The 20,603-nt window shown below is 68.5% G+C and carries 23 protein-coding genes; 10 read left to right on the plus strand and 13 right to left on the minus strand.

From position 1 onward, the window contains the following. Positions 1–3: 3 nt before the first annotated feature. Positions 4–795: a hypothetical protein gene (locus tag IEY36_RS24785; protein ID WP_188971957.1), complete on the plus strand. Its 792-nt coding sequence runs from the start codon at positions 4–6 to the stop codon at positions 793–795. A gap of 72 nt (positions 796–867) precedes the next feature. Further along, positions 868–1,080, plus strand: a complete 213-nt coding sequence (locus tag IEY36_RS24790; RefSeq protein ID WP_188971959.1) for a hypothetical protein — start codon at positions 868–870, stop codon at positions 1,078–1,080. Positions 1,081–1,327: 247 nt separating this feature from the next. Here the strand turns inward: IEY36_RS24790 and mscL are convergent, their stop codons facing one another. Then, entirely contained in the window at positions 1,328–1,816 is a 489-nt protein-coding gene (gene mscL, locus IEY36_RS24795; RefSeq protein ID WP_188971961.1) for a large conductance mechanosensitive channel protein MscL, read from the minus strand. A 123-nt stretch (positions 1,817–1,939) separates the two neighbouring features. After that, positions 1,940–3,268, minus strand: a complete 1,329-nt coding sequence (locus IEY36_RS24800; RefSeq protein ID WP_188971963.1) for a TAXI family TRAP transporter solute-binding subunit — start codon at positions 3,266–3,268, stop codon at positions 1,940–1,942. Positions 3,269–3,347: 79 nt separating this feature from the next. On the opposite strand from IEY36_RS24800, the gene IEY36_RS24805 reads away from it, so the two are divergent. Both IEY36_RS24805 and IEY36_RS24810 read left to right on the plus strand, forming a co-directional pair. Beyond that, a complete protein-coding gene (locus IEY36_RS24805; protein WP_188971965.1) occupies positions 3,348–3,752 on the plus strand; it encodes a VOC family protein in 405 nt (134 codons plus the stop codon). A 288-nt stretch (positions 3,753–4,040) separates the two neighbouring features. Further along, positions 4,041–4,634 (plus strand): DedA family protein, encoded by a 594-nt coding sequence (locus IEY36_RS24810; RefSeq protein WP_188971967.1) that lies wholly within the window; start codon positions 4,041–4,043, stop codon positions 4,632–4,634. Here the strand turns inward: IEY36_RS24810 and IEY36_RS24815 are convergent. The 6 genes from IEY36_RS24815 to IEY36_RS24840 all read right to left on the minus strand — a co-directional run bounded on the left by IEY36_RS24815 (position 4,624) and on the right by IEY36_RS24840 (position 10,574). Then, the gene (locus tag IEY36_RS24815; protein WP_188971969.1) at positions 4,624–5,157 is read right to left on the minus strand and encodes a papain-like cysteine protease family protein; all 534 of its coding nucleotides are present in this window, start codon (positions 5,155–5,157) and stop codon (positions 4,624–4,626) included. The genes IEY36_RS24810 and IEY36_RS24815 overlap by 11 nt on opposite strands. Before the next feature lie 85 nt (positions 5,158–5,242). Then, positions 5,243–6,577: a TRAP transporter large permease gene (locus tag IEY36_RS24820; protein ID WP_456307061.1), complete on the minus strand. Its 1,335-nt coding sequence runs from the start codon at positions 6,575–6,577 to the stop codon at positions 5,243–5,245. Beyond that, on the minus strand, positions 6,574–7,113 hold the full coding sequence (locus tag IEY36_RS24825; RefSeq protein ID WP_188971970.1) for a TRAP transporter small permease: 540 nt from the start codon (positions 7,111–7,113) through the stop codon (positions 6,574–6,576). Before IEY36_RS24825 ends, IEY36_RS24820 begins: the two co-directional genes overlap by 4 nt. Before the next feature lie 108 nt (positions 7,114–7,221). After that, positions 7,222–8,220, minus strand: a complete 999-nt coding sequence (locus tag IEY36_RS24830; protein ID WP_188971972.1) for a TRAP transporter substrate-binding protein — start codon at positions 8,218–8,220, stop codon at positions 7,222–7,224. A gap of 257 nt (positions 8,221–8,477) precedes the next feature. Further along, positions 8,478–8,741: a hypothetical protein gene (locus tag IEY36_RS24835; protein ID WP_188971974.1), complete on the minus strand. Its 264-nt coding sequence runs from the start codon at positions 8,739–8,741 to the stop codon at positions 8,478–8,480. Between the two features lie 411 nt (positions 8,742–9,152). Continuing rightward, positions 9,153–10,574 carry a mannose-1-phosphate guanylyltransferase/mannose-6-phosphate isomerase gene (locus IEY36_RS24840; protein ID WP_188971976.1) on the minus strand — a complete coding sequence of 474 codons (1,422 nt, stop codon included), beginning with the start codon at positions 10,572–10,574 and terminating at the stop codon, positions 9,153–9,155. 139 nt (positions 10,575–10,713) lie between these two features. On the opposite strand from IEY36_RS24840, the gene IEY36_RS24845 reads away from it, so the two are divergent. Then, positions 10,714–11,166 (plus strand): PaaI family thioesterase, encoded by a 453-nt coding sequence (locus IEY36_RS24845; RefSeq protein WP_188971978.1) that lies wholly within the window; start codon positions 10,714–10,716, stop codon positions 11,164–11,166. A gap of 288 nt (positions 11,167–11,454) precedes the next feature. Here the strand turns inward: IEY36_RS24845 and IEY36_RS24850 are convergent, their stop codons facing one another. From IEY36_RS24850 to IEY36_RS24860, 3 genes are read right to left on the minus strand one after another with little or no spacing between them, the layout of a single operon-like run. Then, positions 11,455–12,960 carry a tripartite tricarboxylate transporter permease gene (locus tag IEY36_RS24850; RefSeq protein ID WP_188971980.1) on the minus strand — a complete coding sequence of 502 codons (1,506 nt, stop codon included), beginning with the start codon at positions 12,958–12,960 and terminating at the stop codon, positions 11,455–11,457. A gap of 18 nt (positions 12,961–12,978) precedes the next feature. Further along, positions 12,979–13,575, minus strand: a complete 597-nt coding sequence (locus IEY36_RS24855; RefSeq protein ID WP_188971982.1) for a tripartite tricarboxylate transporter TctB family protein — start codon at positions 13,573–13,575, stop codon at positions 12,979–12,981. A gap of 45 nt (positions 13,576–13,620) precedes the next feature. Beyond that, a complete protein-coding gene (locus IEY36_RS24860; RefSeq protein ID WP_188971984.1) occupies positions 13,621–14,598 on the minus strand; it encodes a Bug family tripartite tricarboxylate transporter substrate binding protein in 978 nt (325 codons plus the stop codon). A gap of 128 nt (positions 14,599–14,726) precedes the next feature. On the opposite strand from IEY36_RS24860, the gene IEY36_RS24865 reads away from it, so the two are divergent. The 5 genes from IEY36_RS24865 (at position 14,727) to IEY36_RS24885 (ending at position 18,482) form a co-directional block, all read left to right on the plus strand. After that, positions 14,727–15,902, plus strand: a complete 1,176-nt coding sequence (locus tag IEY36_RS24865) for a M20 metallopeptidase family protein (RefSeq protein WP_188971986.1) — start codon at positions 14,727–14,729, stop codon at positions 15,900–15,902. A 93-nt stretch (positions 15,903–15,995) separates the two neighbouring features. Continuing rightward, positions 15,996–16,787, plus strand: a complete 792-nt coding sequence (locus tag IEY36_RS24870) for a creatininase family protein (protein ID WP_188971988.1) — start codon at positions 15,996–15,998, stop codon at positions 16,785–16,787. 232 nt (positions 16,788–17,019) lie between these two features. After that, positions 17,020–18,012 carry a ketopantoate reductase family protein gene (locus IEY36_RS24875; protein WP_188971990.1) on the plus strand — a complete coding sequence of 331 codons (993 nt, stop codon included), beginning with the start codon at positions 17,020–17,022 and terminating at the stop codon, positions 18,010–18,012. An 84-nt stretch (positions 18,013–18,096) separates the two neighbouring features. After that, on the plus strand, positions 18,097–18,240 hold the full coding sequence (locus tag IEY36_RS24880) for a hypothetical protein (RefSeq protein WP_188971992.1): 144 nt from the start codon (positions 18,097–18,099) through the stop codon (positions 18,238–18,240). Positions 18,241–18,317: 77 nt separating this feature from the next. Then, positions 18,318–18,482 (plus strand): DUF3309 family protein, encoded by a 165-nt coding sequence (locus tag IEY36_RS24885; protein ID WP_188971993.1) that lies wholly within the window; start codon positions 18,318–18,320, stop codon positions 18,480–18,482. A gap of 10 nt (positions 18,483–18,492) precedes the next feature. Here IEY36_RS24885 and IEY36_RS24890 read toward each other — a convergent pair whose 3' ends face one another. Continuing rightward, positions 18,493–19,248, minus strand: coding sequence for a metallophosphoesterase family protein (locus tag IEY36_RS24890; RefSeq protein ID WP_188971995.1), 756 nt, complete (start codon positions 19,246–19,248; stop codon positions 18,493–18,495). Between the two features lie 51 nt (positions 19,249–19,299). Next, complete coding sequence (locus tag IEY36_RS24895) at positions 19,300–20,559, minus strand: tetratricopeptide repeat protein (RefSeq protein WP_188971997.1); 1,260 nt, start codon at positions 20,557–20,559, stop codon at positions 19,300–19,302. Positions 20,560–20,603 lie beyond the last annotated feature (44 nt).

A 20,603-nucleotide genomic window follows, 5' to 3' on the forward strand; every position in this document is an offset into this window, starting at 1 on the left:
GTCGTGGCGGAGCCCGAGGCCGCCGCGATGATGGGGCGCCTGCTCGCCGCCACGCTGGCGGCGATCGACGCGCTGGACGATGCCGCGCGCCACATCGCGCCCGATACGCTGGAGGCGCTCGCCGCCCATGCGGATGCGACGCTGCTCGCCACGGTACTGGAGGCGGCGGAAGCCTTCCCCTGGCCCGACCGCCTCGCCCCGATGCGCGACTGCCTGATGCAGGCCGCCACTGAGGCCCGCGCCGCGACTGAGGGCTTCGCCACCGCCCCCGCCGACGCCAACCCGATGCTCGCCGCCGCCCGCGCCCTGCGACGCCGCGCACGGGCGGAGGCGGCGCTCTACCCGCTCACCCCCTTCCTGCCGCCGGTCAGCCGGCATTTCCTCGAACCGGCGGCACGCGACGATGCGGCATTGCTCGCCCGGCTCGCCGCGGTCCCGCCGGGGCGCGACGGCACCGGGGTGATGCATCTCGGCGGCCCGCCGGGCACGCGTGGCGGCACCGCGCTCTACGTCCCGGAAACCTACGACCCGACGCACCCGCCGCCGTTGGTCGTCGCCCTGCATGGCGGCAGCGGCAACGGCGCAGACTTCCTCTGGACCTGGCTGCGCGAGGCACGCACGCGCGGGATGCTGCTCGTCGCCCCCACCGCGCCGGGCCGCACCTGGACCCTCGACGACCCCGGCGCGGATGGCGAGGTGATCGACCGCATCCTTGCCGAAGTCGAAGTGCGCTGGCCGACTGACCCCACCCGCAGCCTGCTGACCGGCATGAGCGATGGCGGCACCTTCACCTAGGGCCTCGGCCTGCAGGATGGGCAGCGATTCACGCATCTCGCCCCCGTCGCGGCGGCGTTCCATCCGGTACTGATGATGCTCGCCCACCCGGCGCGATTGCGCGGCCTGCCGATCCATATCCTGCACGGCGCGCGCGACTGGATGTTCCCCGCCACCATGGCGCGGGAGGCGGCGCGGGTGCTGGGTGGCGCCGGCGCGCGGGTGACTTATGAGGAGGTGGCCGACCTCGCCCATGTCTGGCCACGTGAGAAGACGGCGGGGATTGCTGGCTGGTTTCTGGGTTGACGGTACCACGGAGAGGGGCTCTGCCCCTCTCCGGACCTCACCCCGCCAAAGGCCGGGGGGCCTTTGGAAACCGATACTTGGCGCCGGGCAGACGCGTTGGGAGCGGCCCGCACGACGCGCGATGGGCCTGGCAGCTGGTTTCGGCACCTGGCCTGGCAGTCGAGCCCGAGGCCCATGAAAGGCATTCCAAAGGGCATGGCCCTTTGGCGGGGTGGTTTGGCGGGGCGGCGCCCCTCCAGCCTGCGCGCTACGCCGTCGGTGGCGGTGTCGGCGGCCGCGCCTTCAACTCGTCGCGGATCTCCATCAGCAGCACCTCGGTCGGCGTCGGCTCCTTCGGCTTCGGCGCTTCCTCCGCGCGATGCAACTTGTTGATCAGCTTCACCAGCCAGAACACCGCGAAGCCGACGATCACGAACTTGATCACGGCATTGAGGAAGGAGCCGATCGCCAGCACGGAGGCGCCGCCCTCCCGCGTCGCTTCAAGCGACGGCCGGCGCTCCCCGAACAGCACGATAAACAGGTTCGAGAAGTCGATCCCGCCCAGCAGGATGCCGACGATCGGGTTGATCAGGTCCTGCACCACGGAGGTCACGATGGCAGTGAAGGCGGCGCCGATCACCAGGCCCACGGCCAGGTCGATGACGTTGCCGCGCATGATGAACTTCTTGAATTCCGCCAGCCAAGCCGGCTCCTTCAGCGGAAGCTGGCTGGTGATCTTGTTCGCGAGGTCACTCATGCGGTGCTGCCCCTCTTGCGGTGGAATTGCGCGGCCGCCCCTGTGGCGGCCCGACGGCGGATCATCCCGTGTCTTCAACGGTATGGCCAGCAATGCCGAACAGCGGGCCGCGGCGCTGCCGGATCAGGCCTCAGTGCGGACGAACGGTCGCCGCGCGCCACGGTCGCGCCCCGGGGTGAGTTGATCGCGCACATAGCCGATGTCCCGCCGCAGCGCGAAGACATGGCGCCGGTAGGTCACCGGCAGCGACAGCCGCGCCACCTGGCCTTCCAGCACTTCCAGCCGCTCGCGCAGCGCCGCCCGTGCCACGGCATCCTCGGTCGCTTCGGCCTGTGCCTCAATCCGGCGCAGCGTCTCGTAGTGGCGCCAGACCCGTTTCTCCATCTGCGAGGCATAGAGCGTCGGGCCAAAGCGGATCAGCGGCAGCGCGATGCCGAGCACCGGCAGCAGGATCACCAGCAGCCGTTCCACCGTCACCGCCACCCAGAAGGGCAGCCAGGCCTGCAACACGCTGCGCCCGCCCGCATAATATCGCGCGGCATCCGCATTCATCGGCAGGTCCTGCGCAAGGGTATTGGGGAACATCCCCTCTGCCGAGAACACCGTCCGCGGCCGATGCACCTCCTGCATGATGCTGACCAGGAGGCTGACCACCTGCGGGTGGACATCCTCATGCACCACCACCGAGGCAACCGGGGCGAGCAGTGTCACCGCATGCGGCGGGCGGTTCTGTGCCAGCGAGATCCCGCCTTCCGGCAGACGCACGGTGTCAAGGAAGGGCAAATGCGCCTCATAGGCATCGGCGACGGAGGCGAAGTCGCGCAATTCGACCAAGGGCGTCGTCATCAGCCGGCCCACCGCGCCGCCCAGCCGGGCGGAGACTAGGATCGCCGCATCCGCACTGCCGTCGGCCAGCGCCTCCACAGCCTCCGTGCCAGTGACGGGCAGCACCTCGATATCGCCGGGCCCGAGGTCATTGGCCGCCAGCAAGGCGAGGGCGAGGACGCGGGTGCCGCTGCCCTCCGGCCCGATGGCGACACGCCGGCCGCGCAGGTCCGCCAGCCGCTCGAGTCCGCGATCGCTGCGCCGGAAGGCCCAGACCGGTTCGTAGAAGACGGCGCCGAGGGATTCGAGCCCGCCATCGCGTTGGCGGTCGGCGATGCCCCCCTGCACCATCGCGACATCGACCCGGCGTTCGCGCAACAGGGCCAGGTTCTCGACCGAGCCCTCGGTCGGTACGCGACGCACGTGGAAGCCGGTCGCTTCCAGCCTGGCGGCATAGGCCGCGGCGGCCTGCGTATAGGCGGAATCCGCCGCGGTGCCGACGGCGATGCGGATTTCCTTGGGCGGCGGCGGGGCCGCCAGCGAATAGCCCAGCACGGCGCAGCCGAGCACCAGCACGATCGCCGATAGCACCCATTGGCGGACGATCATGACAAGCAGACGCTGCATTCCGCACAGACGATGCCTTGACCGACACGTCGCCGCAATCCCGCTGGCCGGTTTACACGTCCCCGTCCATGCTGGCCGCATGAGCGCGCCCTTCGATCAGCAGGTCACCTTCCTCTATGCCGAGGACCCCGCGCCATCCTGGCGCTTCTATGAGGAGGTGCTGGGCTTCGACCTGGTGCAGGACCAGGGATCGTGCCGCATCTATGCGCCGGCGCCAGGTGCGCGTGCCTTCCTCGGCGTGTGCCGCGCGCGCGGGCCACGCGTGGCCGACAATCCGCGCTTGCAGGGCGGCGCGGTGGTCACCTTCGTGGTGCAGGATGTCGAAGGCTGGCACGCCCGGCTGAAGCAGGCCGGGGTCGAGTTGGCGACGGCGCCCAGCCTGTCCGAAACCTACCGTGTCACCTCCTTCTTCTTTCGCGACCCGGCCGGCTACACGCTGGAGATCCAGCGTTTCGAACGACCCGACTGGCCCGCACCGACCTGAGAGAACGGCGGAAGGCCGCCCGGCGCCACATGTGTAGCGATCCGTGGCCGGATCGGCCGGATGGTCAGCCCACTCGCGCGGCCTCGCCATCGGCGCCCTGCCGCGGTCCGATGCGAGACCAGCCGCCACCGTCAGCATGGCATTCGTTGCGACAACATGCGCCCGACGTCGCAATGGGGTTGACAAAACCGTGTCCGGCAGCCTCTCAGAGGGGGAGTGAATCCGGTCGTCATTCCCCTGGGAACCTCCAGCGGGCAGGATGGCCGCAATAAGCACGGGGGCTTCCGGTTGGCCGAATTCTGGGCCGAATGGGGCGCGTTCGCCTATCTGGGCGCGGCGCTCTGGTCGTTCTTCGAGGGGGAAACCTTCGTCCTCGCCGCTGCCGCCATCGGCGCGACGGTTGGTCTCGTTGATCCATGGATCCTGCTCGGGTCGGTGTGGATCGGCTCCTATCTGGGCGACCAAACCTGGTTCTACCTGGGCCGGCGCTATGGACCGTCAATCCTGCAGCGCTTCCCGAAGTCGCGGCCGCGGGTGGAAAGCGCCAATCGGCTGCTCGAGCAATATGGCACGCTGTTCGTCCTGACCTTCCGCTTCCTCTATGGCATCCGCAACATCGCCTCGGTCGTTTGCGGCCTTGCGGGCTACAGCCGGGTTCGCTTCGCGGTGCTGAACTTCGTTGCCGCCGGCATCTGGGCCAGCAGCTTCGTCGCCGCGGGTTGGTTCCTCGGTGCCTGGCTCGGGGTGGAGCGGCTGTTCTGGACAATCTGCGTCATCGCCGGCGTGGCGCTGGTCTTCTTCGTGGCGCGGCACTTCTGCACCCGCGGCCGCCGCGCCGCGGCGGCGGCGAGGCGCGGCGAACCTGTCATCGTCAGGGACTGACGGTTGCGCCGCAGCTGAAGGGCTGCGCGTCGCGGCGCAGCAGCGGCCAGCCTCCCTGCGCAATCTTCGCGCGCATATCCTCGAGCGCCATCTCGCTGCGCGGGGCGTTTTCGGGGTCGTGGTAGATCATGTTGACGTCGTTCACGCCGATGATCACCGAGATATGGCCATAGGTATTGCCGCCATGGGTCTTTATCCATGGCATGAACAGCGGGCCCCATTGCCGCAGCGTGAGGTCGAGCTCGGCGACGGAAGCGGGCAACCCGTCATCCAGCACCACCAGATGCTCATTGGCCATCAGCGTCGGCAGCCAGCCATCGGTGATGGCCCAGTGGCCCGTCTTGGTGCTGCCATCGGCCTGCGGCAACGGCATCGAGTAGAGCGCCGGGACACCCTGGCGCGGCCCCGCCTCGAAGCTGTAGGCGATCATGCAGGCGCTGGCGTACCAGCACCCCGTCGGGTCATCGAGGTGCTGGTCGCCCCCGAAATCCAATTGGCTGACGAAAGGGACGTTGAGATACATGACGCATTTCCCGGATGGGACAGGCCATTACCCGTTCCACATCCGGCAAGAATGCCACGACCCTAGCCCTGCCGCCAGTTCGCCGTCAGCGCTGCATCATCGTCGTCGGCAGCCAGGTCACGATCGCCGGGAACACGGTGACGATCCCGACGCCCACCACCATCAGCAGGAAGAACGGCGTAGTGTTCTTCGCCACCTCGAAGATGCCCTTGCCGGTCAGCCCCTGCAGGACGAACAGGTTGAAGCCCACCGGCGGCGTGATCTGCGCCATTTCTACCACCAGCACGATGAATATGCCGAACCACACCAGGTCGAAGCCGGTGCTCTGGATGATCGGCAGCACCACCGACACCGTCAGCACGATCATGCTGATGCCATCGATGAAGCAGCCCAGGATCAGATAGATCACCGTCAGGCACAGGATGATCACGTAGGGGCTGAAGCCCTGCGCGCCGACCCAGGCCGCCATCGCCCCTGGAATGCCGGAATACGCCATCGCCTGGGTGAGGAAGGCGGCACCCGCGAGGATCAGGTTGATCATGCACGACAGCCGCACCGCGCCCATCAGGCTCGCCGAGAAGGAGCCGACGGTCAACGAGCCACCCCACGCCGACAGCGCCAGCGCACCGATCACGCCGAATACCGCGGCTTCGGTCGCCGTTGCCCAGCCAAGATAGATGCTGCCCATCACGAAGCCGATCAGCAGCACCACCGGCAACAACTGCCCGCTTTCGCGCAGCTTCGCCCGGAACGGCATCGGCGGGTCGCGCGGCGGCGTCAGCTTCGGGTTCAACAGCGACCAGATGGCGATGTAGCCGCTGAACAGCACCATCAGCATCACGCCCGGCAGGATGCCGGCCATGAACAGGCGCACGATCGAGACCTCGGCCGCGACGCCATAGACGATCATGACGATGGAGGGCGGAATCAGAAGGCCGAGCGTGCCCGCGCCGGCCAGCGAGCCGATCGCCATCGGCACGTGGTAGCCGCGTTGGGTGAGCGCGGGCAGAGACATCTTGCCGATGGTCGCCGCCGTCGCCGCCGAACTGCCCGACACGGCCGCGAAGATGCCGCAGCCAATGACGTTCACATGCATCAGCCTCCCCGGCAGCCGCTGCACCCAGGGGGCGAGGCCGCGGAACATGTCCTCGGACAGCTTGGTGCGGAACAGGATCTCGCCCATCCAGATGAACAGCGGCAGGGCGGCGAGGGTCCAGGAGGCCAAGGACTGCCAGATCGCCGTGCCCATCACCTTCTCGGGCGGCATGGCGGGCATCGAGGTGATCAGCATCGGCAGGGCGATGATGCCGACCAGGCCGACTGCCATGAGCGCCAGGCCGATCCACACCCCCATGCCGAGGAACAGGAACAGCAGGCCGAGCAGCAGAAGCCCCGCCTCGGCTTGAGCGAGGTCCATCATAGTTCTTCCCCCGCACGCTCGAGCGCGCTTGCTTCCGCCGCGCGGCGATAGGACGGCGTGCCTCCGCTGACATGCGCGACGAGGTCATCGATCAGGCAAAGGGCGAACAGCGCCGCGCCGATGCCGCACAGCATTTGCGGGATCCACAGCGGCCAGGGCACCGAACCCTGCGCGACATCGCCAAAATCCAGGCTGTCGGTCGCGAGGTCGAGGGTGGCGTAAGCGAAATACGCTGCCACACCCGCCGCCATCAGCAGCGCCACCGTCTCCATCACGTAGCGCGCCGCACCCTTCAGATGGCCGATGATGAGGTCGACGCGGATATGCGCGCCCTGGCGGAACGCATAGGCGAGCGGCAGCGTCGCCGAGGCCGCGACCGAAAAGGCGGTGAGGTCGTCGGCGCCGAGCACCGTCAGGCCGAATTGCCGCCCGATCACCTGGGTCGCGATGATGACGCCGATCGCCATCAGGGCGATGGCGCCGAGGATGCCGCCCGAGAGGTAGAGCGCATCGAGCACGCGCCTGAGCGCGCTCAACGGCGCCCTGCCGCGAGGTTTGTCATGCGAGACATTGTGTTCTCCGTGCAGTCGCGCCGGTCAGTGCGCTTCCGGCCCGCGGCGGGGGTGCCGCAGGCCGGGCAGTCGTCAGCGGATGGCGGCGCGGTAGGCGTCAATCAGGCGCTTGCCTTCCTCGCCCGTCTTAGCCACCCATTCATCCGCCTGGGTGTTGCCGATGCGGACCAGGCCTTCCATCAGCGCCGGGGAGGGCGTGCCGATGGTCATGCCGTGCTGGGCCAGCGTGTTCTGCTTCTCTTCCTCGTCGCGCTTCGCGGCATCCAGGCCGCGCGCGGCCGCCGCGACTGCCGCGGTGCGGACCGCTGCCTGCACATCGGCCGGCAGCGCGGTGAACTGCCGCGTATTCACGAAGACGGCGTTCTTGGTGCGCGTGAAGCCGACCGGGGTGAAGTGACGCACGAAGTCCCAGGCTTGCACGTCAACGCCGGTCGCCGCGCTGGTCACCATGGTGTTGACCACGCCGGTCGCGAAGGCCTGCGGCACCTCGGCCGACTGCACCAGCGTGGGCGTCGCGCCGCAGAGCGTGGCAAAACGGTTGGTCAGCGGGTTGTAGGTGCGCATCTTGGTGCCGCTCAGCGTCTGCACCGTCTCGACGGGCACGTTGCTGTAGATGCCCGACTGCGGCCACGGCACCGTGTACAGGAGCGTCAGCCCGGTGCGCTGGAAGCGCGCCTCGATATAGGGGCGCTGCAATTCCGCGAGCTTGCCGGCCTGCTCCCAATTGGTGACCAGCATCGGGATGCCGTCCACCTCGAAGAACGGGTCCTCGTTGCCATAGGCGGACATCAGGATTTCGCCGAGCTGCGCCTGGCCGGTCTGCACGCCGCGCTTGATCTCGGGCATGCGCAGCAGGGAGGCGTTGGAATGCACCTGGATCTGCAGCTTGCCGCCGGTCGCGGTCTGCACCTGCTCGACGAATTCGCGCAGGTTCCTGGTGTGGAAATTGCCGTCGGCATAGGCGGTCGCGAACTGCCAGCGGGTCTGCGCCTGGGCACCCGAGGAGCCGATCGCTGCGGCGGCAACACCGCCGGTGGCCGCGAGCATTGCGCGGCGACGGGTAACATTCATAGTCGAGCCCCCTGTGGCTGGTTCTTGATCCTCGCCATATTCGGCGCCGGGCACGGGGGGACGCAAGGGGGGCAGGCGGCGCAAGGGCACTGCCCGGGCCTTCTTGCCTGTATTCCAGGCCATCATCGCCGAAGCTGCCACAATCCCATGCAGCCAATACAGCCGTCTTGACCGCATGGGTTGATCAGCATGACCGATGATGCACGCCATGCCGATCGTGGATTTTCACTGAACGCCGCGCCAAGCGGCGTCGAGCGTCAGACCGGGAAGGCCGCCGGGTCGACGCCGGCCTCGGTCAGGAAGTGGCGCAGTGCCACAACTTCTTCCTTCGAGAGGCTGTGATGCGTGTCGTGGAAGGCGTGCGAACGCCCATTCAGCTTCACGCCGACGCGCCCGGTCCCGGTGTGGTCGACCTCGGCGCCGAGCTCCTCGAAGACGGACTGCACGTGCTTCGGGTCGATATTGGCGCTGACCGGATGGGCGAACAGCGCGTGCAGGACCTTGCGGTGACGATGGTTCATGGATGACTGGCCTTTCGTGGCGTTGTCGTGCGATGCGCCATAATCGGCGCTTTTCGCCGCGCCGCCTTGCGCCGCATCAAGAAAGCGCACGACGATGCGCGCGCACCGTCAGGCGCCATGGCCCGCCCGAAGGATGAAGCCGGGACATGGGGTTCCAACCGGCTCCGAACGCCAGGATCCGCCCGGCGGCGCATTCTCGGTCGCGCCAGAAGGCCAGGACCGAACTGCGTGCCTCGGCCAGCAAAGGCATGCCGCGTTCACAGGCGTTCATGCCGCCTGCTCCACGCAATCCGTGGCAATCATCCTCACGCGTCCGGTTGATTCGACCGGAACGCGATCTTCCCTTCCGCATGCTGCGACCGCGCTGACCGCCATCCCCGCAAACCAATGCCCGGCGCGAGGTCCCAGGCGCTATGCGCGCCCGTAGGTGTCCTCGTAGCGAACGATGTCGTCCTCGCCGAGATACGACCCCGACTGCACCTCGATCAGCACCAGCGGAATGATCCCCGGATTCTCCATCCGGTGCACGCAGCCAAGCGGCAGGTACACGCTCTCATTCTCGCGCAGCATGATCTCCTCGGCGTCGCGCCGCACGATGGCGGTGCCCGAGACGACAACCCAATGCTCAGCGCGGTGGAAGTGCTTCTGCAGCGACAGCTTCGCCCCCGGGCGCACCTGGATCTTCTTCACCTGGAAACGCTCGCCCAGGATCAGCCCCTCGTAATGCCCCCACGGCCGATAGGCGCGGCGATGCTCCGTCGCTTCCTTGCGGCCCTTCGCACGCAGTTGCTCGACCAGCTTCTTCACGTCCTGCGCGCGGTCGCGATGCATCGCCAGCACCGCATCGTCGGTGACGACGACAATGGCATCCTCAAGCCCGACGACGCCCGCCAGGATTCCCTCGCTGCGCACCAGGCAGTTCTTCGCATCGACCAACTCTACCGGCCCCTGCGTCGCGTTGCCCGCGGCGTCCTTCTCGCTGATCTCCCACAGCGCGGCCCAGGAGCCGATGTCCGACCAGCCGATGGCGGCGGGCACCACGGCGGCATGCTCGGTCCGCTCCATGACCGCGTAATCGATGCTGATCGACGGCGTGGCAGCGAAGGCCTCAGGCGCCAGGCGGACGAAATCGAGGTCGCGCTTCGCCCCTTCCACCGCCGCCCGCACCTGCGCGAGCATCGCCGGCTCCAGCCGTTCCAACTCGGCAAGGAGGGTCGAGGCGGTGGCGACGAACATCCCCGAATTCCACAGATGCTTCCCGCCGGCGACGAAGTCCGCGGCGCGCGCACTGTCGGGCTTCTCCACGAAGCGGGCGATCGCCTGCACGCCGGGCAGGCCGGGCAGGGCATCGCCGGCCTCGATATAGCCATACCCGGTCTCGGGCGCGGTCGGCTTCATGCCGAAGGTGACAATCCGCCCGGCGCGCGCCGCCGCGGCGGCCTGCTGCAGCGCCGCATGCAGCGCGGGCAGGTCACCTACCGCCGAATCGGCGGCCATGATCCACATGACGGTGTCCGGGCCGGCTTCCTCGGCGAGCAGCGCCGCGGCGGCGATCGCCGGGGCCGAATTGCGCCCGACCGGCTCCAGCACGATGCGCGCGCCGCGCCCGCGCAACTGCTCGGCCACCAGGAAACGATGCGCCTCATTGCAGACGACCATGGCCGGCAGGAAGCCGGGGCCCTCCGCCCGCGCAGCAGTCTCCTCCAGCATCGGTTGCGCGGAAGCGAGCGGCCAGAACTGTTTCGGATAGCCCTCCCGCGACAGCGGCCAGAGCCGGGTGCCGGTCCCGCCCGAGAGGATAACGGGAAGGATCTGCGTGGTCGTCTGTGTCATGTCGTCCAGCGGTTTGATGCTAAAGCGGGGCTGATATGCGATGCAAAGGCGGCAAATGGAAGGCGCCAACGGCCCAAGGCCGCTGCCGGCCTTGGCAAACCAACACTAACATCCCACCGATGACAACCAGGGGGCGTGCATGGTGGATGGCAGGGCGGCGGATGGCGTGGTGGAGAGGGCGGGCGGCATCCCCGACGGTTTTCTGCCACGCCGCGCGGGTGGGCCGTTTCTTGAGCCGATCGGGCCGATCTATCTGCAGGCCGGTGATGGTGGGTCGCGCTTCGGCATCCGGCTGGAACGGCGCCATTGCAACAACCAGTCCGTCGCCCATGGCGGGATGCTGGCCACCTTCGCCGACCTGGTGCTGGGCATCGGCGGCACCGAGCAGGCCGGCACGCCAGGCCATTTCATCACCGTCAGCCTGGTGACGGACTACCTGGCGCCCGCGCCGCTCGGCGCTTGGCTGGAATGCCGGCCCGTCCTGCTGCGGCGCACCTCGCGGCTGATGTTCGTGGAAGGGCGGTTCGAGGCAGACGGCGTGGCGGTGCTGCGGGCGAGCGGGGTGTTCTCACTGCCGCGGCCCAAGGCGTGAAGGGCGGGGGAGGGAACGCACCCGCACTCCCTCCTTCGTCCGGCCGACACCAGGGGTCGGATGCAGTATCCGGTCACCAATGAATCGCGGCCCACCGCGGTCCGGGACCGCACGGCGCGACCGCGCCCAACCGGCGCGGCGCCGTCAGCGCACCAGCGCATGGCGCGAAACCAGGGCTCGCGGATGCGGGCCGGCCGACGTTTGAAGGTGCCATAGAAAATGCGAAAGGCGGGCCCCCGAAGGAACCCGCCTTTCCAATCCGTCAGCCGATCGCGGCTGGCGCCAATATCAGCCGCCTTCGGCCAGGGCGGAGTCCTTGCCCTTGCGGATGTTGGGCATCAGCATCGCGGCCAGCGCGATCGCCGCGATCGCCAGCATGGTCGCGCTGATCGGCCGCTGCAGGAAGATCATCGCATCGCCGCGCGACAGCAGCATGGCGCGACGCAGATGTTCCTCCATCATCGGACCGAGCACGAAGCCGATCAGCATCGGCGCCGCCTCCAGCCGAAGCTTGGAGCAGAGGTAGCCGAAGATGCCGAAGAACACCGTCTGGTACACGTCGAACACGTTGTTCTGCAGCGAATACACGCCGATCGCGCAGAAGATCATGATCGCCGGGTACATGTAGCGGTACGGTACCGACAGCAGCTTCACCCACATGCCGATCATCGGCAGGTTGATGACCAGCAGCATGAGATTGCCAACCCACATCGAGGCGATCAGGCCCCAGAACAGGTCCGGCTGGGCTTCCACCATGCGCGGTCCGGGCTGGATGCCCTGGATGATCAGGGCGCCGACCATCAGCGCCATCACGGCGTTGGCCGGGATGCCGAGGGTCAGCAGCGGAATGAAAGAGGTCTGCGAGGCCGCATTGTTCGCCGCCTCCGGCCCCGCCACACCCTCGATCGCGCCGGTGCCGAACTCATGGCGGTACTTCGAGAGCTTGCGCTCCATCATGTACGACCCGAAGGACGACAACGCCGCGCCACCACCCGGCAGGATGCCGAGCATTGTGCCCACTAGCGTTCCGCGCAGCACCGAGGGAATGGCGCGGTGGAATTCGGCGCGTGTCATCATCAGGCTACCGACCTTGCCCGACATGACGTTGCGCGATTCAGGGCGCTCCAGGTTCAGAACGATCTCGGCAATGCCGAACATGCCCATTGCCATGGAGACGAAGCCGACGCCATCCGACAGTTCCGGGATGCCGAAGGTGAAGCGCTGCTGGCCGGTCTGCACGTCGGTGCCGACCATGCCGAGCGACACGCCCAGAGCAACCATGCCGATCGACTTGATCACCGAGCCCTGCGCAAGCACGGCCGAGATCACCAAGCCCAGAAACATGAGCGAGAAGTAATCGGCCGGCCCGAAGGAAAGCGCGACCTGCGTCAGCAGCGGGCCCGAAGCAGCGACCACGATGGTCGCGACCGACCCGGCGAAGAACGAGCCGAGCGCGGCGACCGACAGCGCCGCGCCTGCCCGCCCGTTGCGGGCCATCTTGTAGCCTTCGAGCGTCGTGACGACCGAACTGACCTCACCTGGCAAATTCAGCAGGATGGCCGTGGTCGAACCGCCATACTGCGCGCCGTAGTAGATGCCGGCGAGCATGATGATGGCCGTGGTCGCTGGCTGGCCGAAGGTGATCGGCAGCAGCAGGGAGATGGTGGCCACCGGGCCGATGCCCGGCAGCACGCCGATCGCCGTGCCGATGATGCAGCCGATCAGACAGAACAGGATGTTGTTGAACGTGAGCGCGACGGCGAAGCCGTGCCCGAGGTTGGATATGAGGTCCATGGATGCGCTTCCCCGGTCTCAGAACTGCGGCCAGACGGGCACGCGGATGTCGAGTTCGTAAATGAACACCGCCCAGCAAAGCACGCACAGGAAAACCACCAGTCCCGTGACGCCTTTTGGTGTGTGCGTTTCATCGGCGAAGGCTGACAGGATGACTGCGGCGGCGATCGCCGCCATCAGACCGACCGGCTCAAGCATCAGGCCGAACAGCGCGAAGGCCGCGCTGATCAGGAACAAGGGTCGCCAGGACTTGACGATGCTGGGGATCATGCAGCCGACGAAGATGCCGATGCCGAGCGGGTTCCAACTGGCTGAAGCCCACCCCGGCGCCTGTGCCGCGAGCATTCCTGCCGCAGTGCCGAGCACGGCTCCACCTATCAACGAGAAGATCTCCGCCGAGGTCCATTTTTCTATCGGGTCGGGCCCGTTGAACAGCCCCGATCCCAGCACCAGGATTCCGAGCCCCAGCATGACCGCGAACGAAAGCCAAGGCATGTAGCCTGGGCCCATCCGTCGCGCGCTGCCCATGGTATGGTCCATATTCAGCCATAGCCCGATCGCCGCTAGGCCAATCAGGAGACCCGCTGACAACAGGTCCTTGGTGTTTAGCTTCATCCGCTTTCGCCCACCCACTAGATGATGAAGTTGATCTGAACTCGGCTAATCGGCCGATGCGCCGGAAGCCTGCACGAGCGGCGCCCAGACGGCCACCTCCCGACTTACGAATTCCGTGTAACCTTCCGGCGTGAGGTCCCCCGGCGTCCCGCCAAGCTCGGCAAAGCGAGCCCTGACGGCAGGATCGGCGAGGTAGGCCCGCGTCTCGCGGCTTAGCCTGTCCACGATCTCCGCCGGAACGCCAGCAGGAAAGGACAGTCCGAACCAGGAATCGCTCGCGATGTCGAAGCCCTGCTCGCGGAAGGTCGGAACATTGGGGAAGGACGGGTGGCGCTCGGCCGAGGCCATGCCCACCGCCACCACCGAGCCCTGATTGATATGCGCCGCCGCCGAGGGCAGGCTGTCGGACATCATAGCCACCTGCCCGGCGACCACCGCCTGCATGGCCGGGCCGGCGCCGCGGAACGGGATGTGGTTCAGCTCCTTGCCGATCAGCTGGCTCATGCGCACCACCATCATGTGGTTCGAGGACCCGGCGCCGGAGGTCGCGACATCCAGCCCGCTCGGCGAACGCGCCTTGGCCACCGCATCGGCGAGCGTGCGGATGCCTGAATTCGGGTTGGCAACCCACACCGTTGGGTTGCTCACCACCAGCGCGACATGCGTGAAGTCGGTCACCGGGTTGTAGCGCACGCGGCGGCCATAGACGGCCGGGCTGATCGCATGGCTCGCGATGTTCGACATCACCATCGTGTAGCCGTCGGGTGCGGAGCGCGCGACGAACTCGCTGCCGAGCGTGGCACCGGCGCCCGGCCGGTTGTCGACGATGACGGTGGCGCCCAACCGTTCCTGCAGACCCGCCGCGACCAGGCGCGCGACAAGGTCAGTCGTCCCGCCGGGTGCGAACGGCACCACGAGACGGATCGACTGCGACGGCCACGCCTGCGCGAAGGCACGGCGTCCGGCGATCGGTGCAACAACGGATGTGGCCAGCAAAGCGCGCCGGCCAAGCGCCACGGACATTGGACCCCCCCACATTCTTCCTGGCTCGCCCTATGGCATGCGCCTTGCGGGCGGGCAAGCACCAGCCTTGTTTGCGACGCGCGCCTACCTATGCTCGATGTAATCTGACGTTTCATCGGAACCCCGCCATGCTCCCCAACGACCCGCAGCGCGCGATCCGCGAGGCCGCCGATGCCGCCGCGCCGCATCTGATCGCGCTGCGCCGCAACATTCATCGCGTGCCTGAACTAGCCTTCCAGGAAACGCGCACCGCCGGGATCGTCGCGGCGGAACTGGCACGGCTTGGCATCGAGCATCGCACCGGCATCGGCGTCACCGGCGTCATCGGCGAGATCAAGGGCGGGCGCCCTGGCCCGACGCTGGCCATCCGCGCCGACATGGATGCGCTGCCGATCCATGAGGAGACGGGGCTCGACTTCGCCTCCGGCATCGATGGCCAGATGCATGCCTGCGGGCATGACATCCATACCGCGACGCTGCTCGGCGTGGCGGCGGTGCTGAAGGACCTCGCGCCGCAACTGGCCGGCACGGTGCGCCTGATCTTCCAGCCGGCCGAGGAAGTGCTGGAAGGCGCCGCGGCGATGATCGCCGAGGGTGCCGCCGATGGCGTGGATATCGCGCTTGGCTTCCACAACCATCCCGACATGCCGGTGGGCAGCTTCGGCTTCGTGCGCGGCCCGTGCCTTGCCGCGTCGGACCGTTTCGACCTGGTGGTGCAAGGCAAGTCGGGCCATGCCGCGCACCCTTACGCCGCGGTGGACCCCATCGTCGCCGCCGCGCATTTCATCACCCAGGCGCAGACCGTGGTCAGCCGCGAGATCAAGCCGCTGCATCCGGCCGTCGTCACCGTCGGCATGATGCAGGGCGGCGCCACCTACAACATCATTCCCGAACGTGTGCATCTGAAGGGCACGGTGCGCACCCTGCACGCTGCTGCGCGCGACACCGCCGAAGCCGCGCTGCGCCGCCTCGCCGAGGGGTTGCAGACCACGATGCGCGTGCGCTGCACGATGACGTATCAGCGCATGGTGCCGGCGCTGGTGAACGATGATGCGGTGCTGGAACCTGTGCTGGCATCGGTGGCGCGCCAGATGGGCGTTGCGCCCGAGGAAGGCGAGCCCTCGATGGGTTCGGAGGATTTCGCCGCATTCGCCGCCCGCGCGCCGGCCTTCCATCTGCGGGTGGGCTCCGGCGCGCCCGGCCGCGACGATCGCCTGCACAACGCCATGTACCAACCCGACGAAGCCTGCATCGCCCTTGGCGTTCAGGCGCTGTCGCGTGCCGCCCTCGACATCCTGTCATAGGATGGCTCCTGCCCGCCGCGTCCAAGCACCCTGTCGACCGATAGAAGAAGGAGGGGGTGTGGGGGAGTTCTCTCCCCCGCCCTTGATCAGCACATGACCCACCGCATCGCCCACCTCGCCGCCCCCGAGGTGGCCTCGCGCCTCGCCGCCGGCGCCGTCGCCCTGCTGCCCATGGGCAGCCTCGAGACCCATGGCCCGGCCCTGCCGATGGGCGACTACCTGGTGGCCGAGGACATCGCCGAACGGATCGCCTCAGCGGCGTTGATACAGGGCGCCGATGCCCTGGTCGCCCCTGCGATCCCCTTCGGTGGCGAGGATTTCTTCGCCGGTGTCGCAGGCGGCATCACACTGTCCGTCGCGACGCTGACCGCGGTGATCGAGGAAATGGCCGAGGCCTTCATCCGCATCGGAGCGCGGCGGATCATGATCGTGAACGGCCATGCCGGGACGATCGGCCCGGCCGAGGCGGCCGCGCGCGCGATCCGCCACCGCCATGGCGTCATCATCCCGGCGCTGCATCTGTGGCGCGAGGCGGGCAAGTTGCATGGCGAGCTTGGCGGCCCGGTTGAGAGCTTCGGCCACGGCGGTGACCCGGTCGCCTCGGTGACGCTGCATCTGCGCCCTGAATTGTGCCGCCCGCAGGATGCGCGCGAGCGGCAGGCGACGGGCCCGTATCTGGGCCTGCCGCCGACCGGCTTCGGCGCCGTGCGCACCCATGGCGTGGATTTCGCGGTGCCGATGTGGGTGGAGGAGGTCGCGCCGGGCGGCGTCGCCGCGCCCGATCCGCGTAGCGCCAATGCGGCCCATGGCGCGGCGATCGTTGACCGGCTGGTGGCGGCCGGGGCGGGGATGTGCGCGCAGCTGCGCGACACGATCGGCGCGTAAGCGAGGTTTTTCTTGCCTCAAACGCCGGCACGCGCCTCCGCGCGCTTGGCTTTCGCGCCGTGCACCGGTGCTCTGGCGGCGGCGGGCAGTCTGGGCGCGGTCGCGCCGTGCGCTCCCGGATCGCGGCGCGGCCGCGATCCGCTGTTTCGGGTGTGGAAGGCGCGCTTCCACGCCTGTGTGCCGATGGCATGAGTCTTGATACCCACGTCGCCAGCCTTCCAAGGATATCCCCATGACCCGTATCTGCGTCTTCGGCGCCGGCGCCATCGGCAGCCATCTCGCCACCCGTGCCGCTCTCGGCGGCGCGGAGGTCTCCGTCATCGCCCGCGGCCCGCATCTCGAGGCGATGAAGGCCAACGGCATCACCCTGCATGCCCATGACGGTATCAAGACCGTGAAGGTGCAGGCTGCGGCGACCGCGGCCGAGATCGGCCCGGTCGATGCCGTGCTGATCACCACCAAGGTGCCGGCGCTGCCCATTGCCGCCGAGGCCATCGGCCCGCTGCTCGGTCCCGACACCCCCGTCGCCTTCGTCACCAACGGCATCCCCTGGTGGTACTTCCTGCGCCATGGTGGCGCGCAGGAAGGCCGTCGCCTGCCGCTGCTCGACCCGAACGGCGTGATCGAACGACTGGTCGGCATCGAGCGCACCATCGGCGGCGTGGTCTACTCCGCCAGCGAGGTCACGGCGCCGGGCGTGGTGAAATCCGAACATGCCGACATCAGGCTGATCCTCGGCGAACCGGATGGGTCAATCAGCGAGCGTGCCAGGGTGATTGCCGGCTTCATCGCGGCCGGCGGCATGCCGACCCCGGTGGTCGAGGACATCCGCCGCACAGTCTGGGCCAAGCTGATGGGCAACATCACCTCCGGCCCGCTGTGCATTCTGTCGCGCTCGCACATGATGGGGACGCTGGCGAACCCGGCGATCTTCGCCGCCGCGGTGCGCGTCGCCGAGGAAGGCGCCGCGCTCGCCAAGGCCTATGGGTGCGACGTCGGCACCGGGGCGGAAGGGCGGATGCGGCGTTCGGCCACCATCGCGCACAAGCCGTCCATCCTGCAGGACCTCGAACTCGGCCGCGCGATGGAGATCGACGCGCTGATGACCGTGCCGCTGCAGATGGCGAAGGAGGCCGGCGTGCCGATGCCGACCTTCGAACTGACCGCCGGTCTGGCGACGCTGGCGGCGACCGCGGCCGGGCTCTACGCGCCGCCGGCCGCATAAATCATCGCCACCGGCAGCGATGTGATGAAACTCTCCGGCCGCTGCCGCGTCATCACCTATGACGCGGCAGAAGGACACGGCCCGATGAGCAGCAACAGCCTCTATTTCCTGGTCGGCGCGCTGCTGGCCGGCGTTATCGGCGTGGGCATCTGGATGTACCAGGACAGCCAGCGTTCGGGCGTCGAGATCTCGGTGGGCCGCAACGGCGTTTCGATCGAAGGTCGCTGACGGACGGGCGGCACGCTCGCCACCCCGTGCCAATGGCGTGACGTGCCCACCACATCCGCTTCTGGAGGCCACTGGCCATGACGCTCGGCACCATCCTCATCATCCTGCTGCTCATCGCCCTGCTGGGCGGGTTCAGCGGCCGCTTCGGCGGCTATGGCTATGGCTTCGGCCATGGCGGCGTCGGCCTGCTCGGCGCGGTGCTGATCCTGCTCGTCGTGCTGGCGCTGCTCGGCCGCATCTGACGCGGCGGCGTCAGGCGCTTTCGGGCAACAACCCGGTGCGGATGACATGCGGCCAGGCGGCGTTGAAGCCCACATCATGGGCCCGCCGCGCCGCCGCCTCCCAGTCATAGGCAATCGCCAGCAACTCCACCTGCACGGCATCGCCATCCAGATGCAGCACGGCATACCGCGCATGCGGCGTGCCGGCCTCCTGCCGGTGCGCCGGTTCGCGGGAAATGCGGAATCCCGGCAGACCGAGGCTGCCCGGATTGACCACGAGCGGTCCGCCCGGCACCTGCACCATCCCGCTACGATGGCTGTGCCCGCACAGCACGACGCGTGCGCCCATCCCATCCACGCCCAGCCGCTCGCGTAGCACCGCCATCGGCGCCGGGCGCAGCCGCTCGGCGACCACTTCCTCGATCAGGTTCTGCATATCCGACCCCGGTGACCCATGCACCGCCAGCACACCCGGCGCGGGCTGCATCGATGTCGGCAGGTCCATCAGCCAGCCGCGCTGCTCGGCCGACAACTCGTCATAGGCAAGCCGGTCCTGCTTGCCCATCGTCGCCGGCTCATGCTCGCTGATCCAGCGGTCATGGTTGCCGCGGATGCAGGGAATGCCGGTCGCCTGCAGCATCTCCACCGTCTCGCGCGGCCAGCCGGCACCTGAGGCGATGTCACCGAGGCAGATGATGCTGCGCAGCCCGCGCGCCGCCGCATCCTCGAGCATCGCATCGAGTGCCGCGGCATTGCCGTGGATATCCGTGATGACCGCGATGCGCATGCAAACCATCCTTCAAAGCGGGCCGCAGTCTCCCCGCTTTGCCTCGTCGCGTCACCCCCAACCGGCACCGGCCACGCCGGCCTGCGCCGCCGCGCGGTCGCGCATCGCCTGGAACAGCGCGCGCTGCGCGTGGCTCCCGCCGGTCTCATGCAGCCGGGGCAGCGCGGCGGACAGCAACCGTTCCGCCCGCGCCGCATCGCCGCTCACCGCCGCGGCCACGCCGCGCGCGGCATCGAGCCCGACCGCCTCATGCACCCGCGCCACATCACCGCCGCGCCCCGCCGCATGGCCGGCGATGCCGAGCAGCATCTCCGCCAGCGCCTCGCGCCGCCCGGCGGCGGCGAGGCACAACACATGGTGCAGATCGGCGAAGGCCCAGGCGTGATCGCCGCTGCGCTGCTCCGCGATATCGGCAAGTTCCTGCCAGCGCCGCGCGCCCACCGCGACGCCATGTGCCTCCAGCCGCCACAGCAGGGACGCGGCATTCGTCAGGTCGCGCACATCCTCGCTCGGCGTTGCCCAGACGCGGGTGTCGTGCAACGCCAGCGCCGCCGCCTTCTGCCCGAGGGCGAGATGGAACAGCGCCTGGTGCCAATGCACATGGCGCACGAAATTGCTGCCGCCGGCCAGATGCGGCTCCAGCCAGCGGAGCCAGGCGATGCCTTCGCGCATCCGCCCCTGCTCACCCAGCGCATGGGCCACCGCATGCGCGCCCCACAGATCATCCGGCGCCATCGTCACCGCCTCGCGGCCGATGATCTCGGCGCGCCTGACATCGCCGGTCTCCTCCAGCGCGAAGGCATGACAGCCGAGCAGATAGGAGTAGCCCGGCATCGCCGCATCCCAACGCGGCAACGCCTGTTCCAGCGCGTTGCGCATCGCCGCCGCATCGCCCAGCATGAAGCGAATGCCATGGGACAGACGCAGGGCGAGAACGTCATGCGGGTCCTCCTGCACGATGGCTTCAAGTCCATCGGCGGCGCGTTCCATCGCACCGCCCTCCTGCCAGGCGGCCAGCGCCTGCACCAGCGCGCGTTCCCGCGGCGTGCCGCCGCGCATCGCCAGGCCCGCCCGCGCCGCGGCCAGGCTGGTGCCGGCCATCTCCATCAGCGGCCGGCGCGCCGCGATCATCTGCGACAGCCCGGCCATGGCGTGGCCGGCGACCAGCAGGGGGTCGGCCGCCAGCGCCGCGGCCAGCCGCGCCCCGGTGTCGGCGCGCTGGGCCAGCAGCCCCATCACGGCGCCATCGAGCGCCTGGGCAGCAAGGGCATTGTCGGTAGTGATCGCCAATCCGCGCGGGTCGTGTTGCATGGTGGGCTCCTGTCGGCTCACCCAGGCTTTCGCCACGTCGAGGC

Origin of the sequence: Neoroseomonas lacus (assembly GCF_014644535.1) — a bacterium.
GTDB classification, from domain to species: Bacteria; Pseudomonadota; Alphaproteobacteria; order Acetobacterales; family Acetobacteraceae; genus Neoroseomonas; species Neoroseomonas lacus.